3 protein-coding genes are annotated in these 6,632 nt (G+C 43.7%); all 3 read right to left on the bottom strand.

The genetic code is table 11. The features are described 5' to 3' along the window. Positions 1-47: 47 nt before the first annotated feature. The gene (locus Q0590_RS17460; RefSeq protein ID WP_302038869.1) at positions 48-1,214 is read right to left on the bottom strand and encodes an endo-1,4-beta-xylanase; all 1,167 of its coding nucleotides are present in this window, start codon (positions 1,212-1,214) and stop codon (positions 48-50) included. 147 nt (positions 1,215-1,361) lie between these two features. After that, complete coding sequence (locus Q0590_RS17465; protein ID WP_302038870.1) at positions 1,362-1,853, bottom strand: CARDB domain-containing protein; 492 nt, start codon at positions 1,851-1,853, stop codon at positions 1,362-1,364. A 19-nt stretch (positions 1,854-1,872) separates the two neighbouring features. Beyond that, a partial coding sequence (locus Q0590_RS17470) for an Ig-like domain-containing domain (protein WP_302038871.1) occupies positions 1,873-6,632 on the bottom strand: 4,760 nt, incomplete at its 5' end.

Below are 6,632 nucleotides of genomic sequence, written 5' to 3' on the forward strand. Positions count from 1 at the left end.
GCTTTTATTAACTACCCTTTTGAAAAGCTTCCCTTCTGCCAATATACCTATCTCACCATTTCAGCTTCTTTCGGGGCATTTTTCTGCACGCCAGTCATTTGTTTAATAAAAGCTACTTCCTCACGGCGGTAAGGTTGGCCGCTAGTGCGGAAAATATCATGAAACCATAAAGCAGGTTCACCATCGGCAGCTTTTTTCCAGGTATCCCAGGCATAAATAGTATTGCTTTTACCGGCAACAAACCCCCAATTATAGGCAGCTACCTTATATTTTTTCAACACCGGTAGAGAACCCTGGAATGTACTTTTATTTCCTCTAGCCATATATTCTGTGCAAAGCATGGGCCTTCCGTACCGCTGCAACCACTGGATTCGTTTCTCCAGGTCAGCCGGATCATCATAATTATGGAAGGAGATGATATCTGAATTGTCTATCTGAATTTTTTCAACCGCTGTGAGCTTGTCGTGCGTAGACCAGTCGCCCTTCCAGATGCCGCAGGTGATAGGTTGCGAAGGATTGGCCGCACGGGTCCAGGTAAACACTTTGGGAAGCAAACCCTCCACCAGGGCTACCTTATTGGCTGGTTCTTTAAATTTTCCTCCATTGTCATTATCAGGTTCGTTCCACACATCCCAGGCTAGTATGCGTTTATCGTTGGCAAAATGGCCAACAATGCCTTTTACATAAGCTTCCAGCTTCGGATATTGTTTGGGATCTTGCAGAATGGCGGCTCCGGGATTTTGTACCCAGCCCGAATTATGTACGCCCGGTTTAGGTTCTGGTTGCTTTCCAAGTTTAGATTCCGGATTCCAGACTGAATCAAATAAAACAAACATGGGGCGTATCTTGTGTTTGGCGCAAATAGTTAGAAACTGATCTATCCGCTTTTTAAACCCTTCTGCATCCTGTTCCCAGAGTTTATCATGCAGAAAAACACGCATAGTATTAAAGCCTAACCCTTCAGCCCAGCCCAACTCTTCATCAATCATTTCTGGGTCAAAAGTATCGGCCTGCCACATTTCCAGCTGATTAATTGCTGTATTGGGAGCATAGTTACTGCCCACCAGCCAGGGTTGATTTTTGTACCAACTGTTTGCTTTTTCTTTCGTCCAGATGGCATTCTGGGCAAACAGATAGCTGGAACTGATAAGCAAATAAAGCAGAATGACTAAAAAATGGGATAGCTTGTTTGTAGTTTTTAAGTAATGTGTCATGGGTTATAAATTCAATTGGTGGAGGAGGCCAAGATAGGAAAAGAATTTATATGTGAAATGCTTACTACAAATATATTGTTATTATAATCATTAATATGTTAAGTAGGTTTTTTTGCGGATGATATATGAGTTCAGTAGGAGGAAAGGCTACCTTTTTACTTCCTCTGTCAGAATATTAATTTCAATCTGATCTGGGTCGTATTCAAACTCTTCTTTAATTTCAATAATAATATTGGCAGTACCAGATTCCAGGGATCTGGAGGTATTAATAGGAATGCTGATTTCCTTCAGTTTACCGGGAGCCAGTGGATCTAACTTCACTTCTTTAGGAAAAGCCAGTCCGCGGATATCATTGGAAGCATAGGCTTTTATTAATAAGTTCTGAGAAGTTCCTTTGCCCTCGTTTTTTACCGTAAAATTAATAGAGGCTTCTTCCTGCGGATCAATAGCTTGGTTGTTGTTCTGCTCTTTAAAAACCACACCGCTATACGACAGCATAGGTTTGGCGCCATCTGGTTGCTCGCTTACTTTTATATGCACCACATTGCTTTTCCCAGAAACAGTCTGGCTGTAGGCAGGAGCTGCGTAGAGAAATAGCAGAACTATATATAAAAACTGTGTGATTTGTCTCAGCTTCATAAGCATATGTACGACAGAATTATTGAATAACTAATTTATGTGTAAACAGCTTGCTGCCATTTTCTGAAACTGTTTCCAGTTTGTACAGATACATACCTGCCGGCAACTTACGGCCACTGTCATTGGTGCCATCCCAGGTTATTTCGTGTGTGCCGGCATCCAGAGCACCCTCTGTTAGGGTAGAAATTAGTTTGCCTTGAATATCATATACCAGCAGGCGTACCTGATAGGTTTTGGCAGCAGCAGACAAGCGGAAGGCAAAAGTGGTGCTTTCCCGGAACGGATTCGGATAGTTTCCGATCATGATAGTCTGGTAAGCTTGCAGGTTTTCCTGAATATATTCTGGGGTGCCAAAGAACAATTTGAATTGTGTCAGGCTATCCTGGTGGAATACATAATTTTCATTTTTCAGCAGGTCTACGGCTTTGTCATGGGTAATATCATAGAGAACTAATTTCTTGGTCTGGTCCATTTTTTCGGATAAGAACTTCTTCCATCCTAGGGTTACTGCCTGAGCCGAGATGTTCGATTCCACCGTAAAATCCCAGGTTTGGTTAGGTTCTACTGGCCGGATATCCTTCGTGAATTTAGGAGCAAAATATTCCTCATGGCGGAAGTTCATCTCCAGGTATTTCACAAACCGTGGCACGGTAATGTCATCATAGCGGTCTTTGCTGAAGTCTGCATCCGGATTCATTCCGGCACCTCCCAGGCGGTAATTCATTTCTTTACTTAAGAGCGAAAAGTTTACCTCCCAGAGAGAGTTCAGGTTAAAGTTATCTTCCTGCTCTACTGAAATTCTGCCGTTGGCTGCTTTGTTTTTCAACACAGGAATCTGTATTACCATATCTTCATCAGCAAATACAAAAGCTCCACGGAACCGTCTTAACAGATCACTGTCTTTATATTCACTTTCAAATACCCGCAAATTGCCCAGGCCTTCGGGTAGTTTATTATAGGCTTTTACATCATTCCAGGAAACAGTAAAGTTGTATGGATTTCCTATCTGGTTCCAGCCCTTCTTCAACCGGAGTACATACGGATTACTGCTGCGGACTTTTACCGTAGTGCCTTCTCCTGTATTGATATTGGCTGGATTGCGGGAAATAAGCCAGTATCCATTCCCGGTTTCTATAGAAGTAAGGCCATTCTGGTACTCAGAAAGTAAGCCATTGCGGTAGTTGAAGAAACGCCATTTTTTAATATTGTATTCATTTAAATCATCTTCTACTACGGCGCTGATCTGGTTATTTGCCAAATCCAGTGGAATAGAAATGATCTGGTACGCATCTACGGTTGAGCCAGATTGTAAATCTGGTATATCTAATCCATTGCCTACGTATTGAATATAGGTATAGCCGGTATCGCTGGCTAACTTAATACCTGAGGGTAAGGTAACATCAAAATAATATTCCAGGCCAATTTCATCAAACTGTGTCTGAGCCAGGGTGGCCGGGAAACGGACGGTAGCTGAATTAAGTTGTTGCCGGTTCCAGTCTGCACTGGCAATGCCTCTGGAAACCAGTTCTACTTTCATGCCTTCTTCCACACGGTTTAGCTCAATAGAGACTTCTACATTGGCAGCAGAAGATTGAATAAGTTCCGGGAAATTTTGCGAAACAATACTTACCGGGATAGAAGCATCAATAGTAAAGTTCCAGCCTGTAGCTTCACTAATGCCAGCATACGGATTATTTGCCTGATCTTTAATAGCCCCTGCTGGAATCAATACATATACTTGTTCGCCAGATGGGAAATCGGCTGGCGGATTAATAGTAACCTTTGTACCCTCAATCAATACATCGGCACTGGTGATGTCTATGGTCTGGGTGTTGCTTCCCTGATTTATGGTAATACTTCCGCTGCCTTTGGTCACATTTTCGCTGAAAACAATTTCCAGATTGGCATTTGCCGGCACAGCGGTGGAATTATCAGCCGGAGAGAAGGAAATAGCGATTGGAGCACTCGTGTCGGAAAAGGCAGAAATAGTGAGATTCCAGGAAGAACCTCCCGTTAACCCGGCAAATGGATTGCCGCTTGCATCTACAAATGCACCTTCCGGAATCTGAATACTTACCTGTGCTCCATAAGGAAAATCAACCGGCGGATTAATTATTACCGTAGCACCTGATACTATGACGGCATCACTGGTAATATCGATGGTTTGAGATGAATCTCCATCGGTAATAATTATCTGTCCACTTCCTTTACTTATATTCTCGTCGAAGGCTAGTACCAGATTGATGTTTGCAGGTATGTTGCTGGCATTGTCGTCCGGGAACAAGGATATGAGGGTAGGTGCCTTGGTATCAATAATTGTAAAGTTCCAGGTGTCTGCATCTAGTATACCTTCAAAAGCATTCCCTGCTATATCTTTAAAAACACCAGGCATAATTAATACACTCACATACGATTCAGAAGGGAAATCAGTAGGTGGATCAATGGTTACTGTGTCACCAGTTATGGTTACGGCAGAGCTGCTTACATCAATCGTCTGTGAGCTGGTACCATGGGTAAGAATAATATTACCCTGGCCTTTCACCAGTTGTTTATTAAATATCAAAACTAATTTTGTGTTGGCCGCAATATCTGTGCTGTTATCGGATGGAGAGAGGCTGTTGACAATTGGTTTAGAAATATCTGGCGAATTGGCTACCGTAAAGTTCCAACCAGATGGGTCTGTTATACCGGCATAAGCATTGCCTGCCAGGTCCGTAAATATACCTGCGGGTAGAAGTACATATACATTGGTCCCAGGTAAAAAGTCAGATTCCAAGTCTATGCTAACTGTATTGCCATTCACAGAAATACTTTGATCGTCTATTGGAATTTCCCGGTCGAAGCCATATTGAGAAACCGTTACAAGGCCTGTTCCTTTCTTCACCGGTTCAGCGAAAGTCAGCGTAAGATTGGCATTTACTGGTACATCCGAAGCATTGTCTGCCGGGGAGAGCAAGGTAACCGTTGGTGGTGTTTTGTCTACCTCTGTGGCCACCGTAAAACGCCAGTCGACGGAGGCAATACCTCTGAAAGGATTGCCCGCCTCATCGGTTACTCCCCCAGCCGGAATTTCTACACTTACCTGGGCTCCAGCCGGAAAATCAGCAGAAGGGTTAATGGTGAGAATATTATCTGCTATAGAGACTTGTGCCTGGTCGGTAAGGGCAATAGTCCGGGCTACATTATTAACAGTTAGTTGAATGTTTCCAGTTTTCCGGACGATAGTTTCATTAAAGGTAATCACCAGATTTTCTCCTGTAGGTATATTAACAGCTCCATTAGCAGGCGAAACAGAACTTACCAGCGGTGCTGTATTATCGGAAGCAGGAGAAGTGGTAAACTGCCAGGTGCTATTATCGGTGATTCCTGCAAATGCATTGTCTGCCAGATCGGTGATGGCTCCTTGCGTGATCCGGATGTTTAGCGATTCACCAGAAGGTAAATTCTGGGGCGGATTAATGGTCACTACCTCCTCGGCAATCGTTACAACAGCCTCTGTAATAGCAATGGTTTGGAGCAGGGTGGCTCCCTGATAAATGGTAATATTGCCGGTTGTTCCTTTTTTTACAGCTTCATTAAAGGTAATTTCCAGATTGGTAGCCGGAGCAACTCCGGTAGCTGTATTGGCTGGCAAAAAGCTGACTACTTCCGGTGCTTCGGTATCTACCGGACCGGTGTTGGTGATAATGGTAAAACTCCAGGTGGTAGCATCCGTGCCTTCAAATACGTTACCTGCTAAGTCAGTAATGGCCCCTTCGGGAATTTCAACATTGACTGTAGCTCCCTGAGCAAAATTAGCTGGGGGATTAATCGTTACCTTGTTTCCATTAAAGCTAACTGCATTACTGGAAACAGGGATAGGCTGTGTGGTGTTGCCTGTTCTTAATACAATCGTACCAGAACCTGCTTTCACTGGTTCATCAAAAGTTATTTCCAGGTTGGTGTTCGCTGGTATGTCCTCTGATTTGTCAGCAGGCGTATAGAGGGTAGCTTTGGGTGCAGTAATATCTGTTGGAGTTTCTTCAAGAATAGTAAACTGCCAGGAGGTGTTGTCGGTAATCCCTGCAAAGCTATTGCCCGCCTGATCTGTAAAGGCACCTTGTTCGATTACTAAATAAATGCTTGCTCCTTCAGCAAAGGTTGCAGCCGGATTGATCGTGACTTGCTTGTCTGAGAGAGTTACTTTGTTGCTGTTGGCGGCAAACTCTTCTAATAAGACATTATTTTGATAAATACTGATTTTTTTATCCGTAGCCTGGATTGCCTCACTAAAGGTAATAATTAATGCCGCATCTTGTGCCACATTGGTTGCTCCATTTGCTGGAGAAAGTGTAACTACGGTTGGAGCAGTATTATCCGGCTGGGCAGCAGTGGTAAATTGCCAGGTTGAATTATCTGTAATACCAGCATAGGCATTATCCGCTAAGTCTGTTACCGCACCCTGACTAATTTGAATGGTAATTGCTACGCCGGCTGGCAGATCCTGAGGTGGATTAATGATTAATACAGTATTGGCAACGGTAACAGCTGTACTGGCTATATCAATGGTTTGGAGCAGGGTAGTGCCCTGGTAGATAGTAATGTTCCCTAAAGTGCCTTTCTGGATGGCTTCGGTAAAGGTTAGGGAGAGATTGCTATTGGTGGCTACATTGGTAGCAGCATTGGCCGGGCTATAGCTACTTACTGTTGGTGCTTGGGTATCTTGTGGGTCAACGATGGTAAAGTTCCAGGCCGTGTTGGCAGCAATACCGGCAAAGGCATTACCGGCAAGGTCAGCAA

The organism is Rhodocytophaga aerolata, from assembly GCF_030503435.1.
Lineage (GTDB): Bacteria > Bacteroidota > Bacteroidia > Cytophagales > 172606-1 > Rhodocytophaga > Rhodocytophaga aerolata.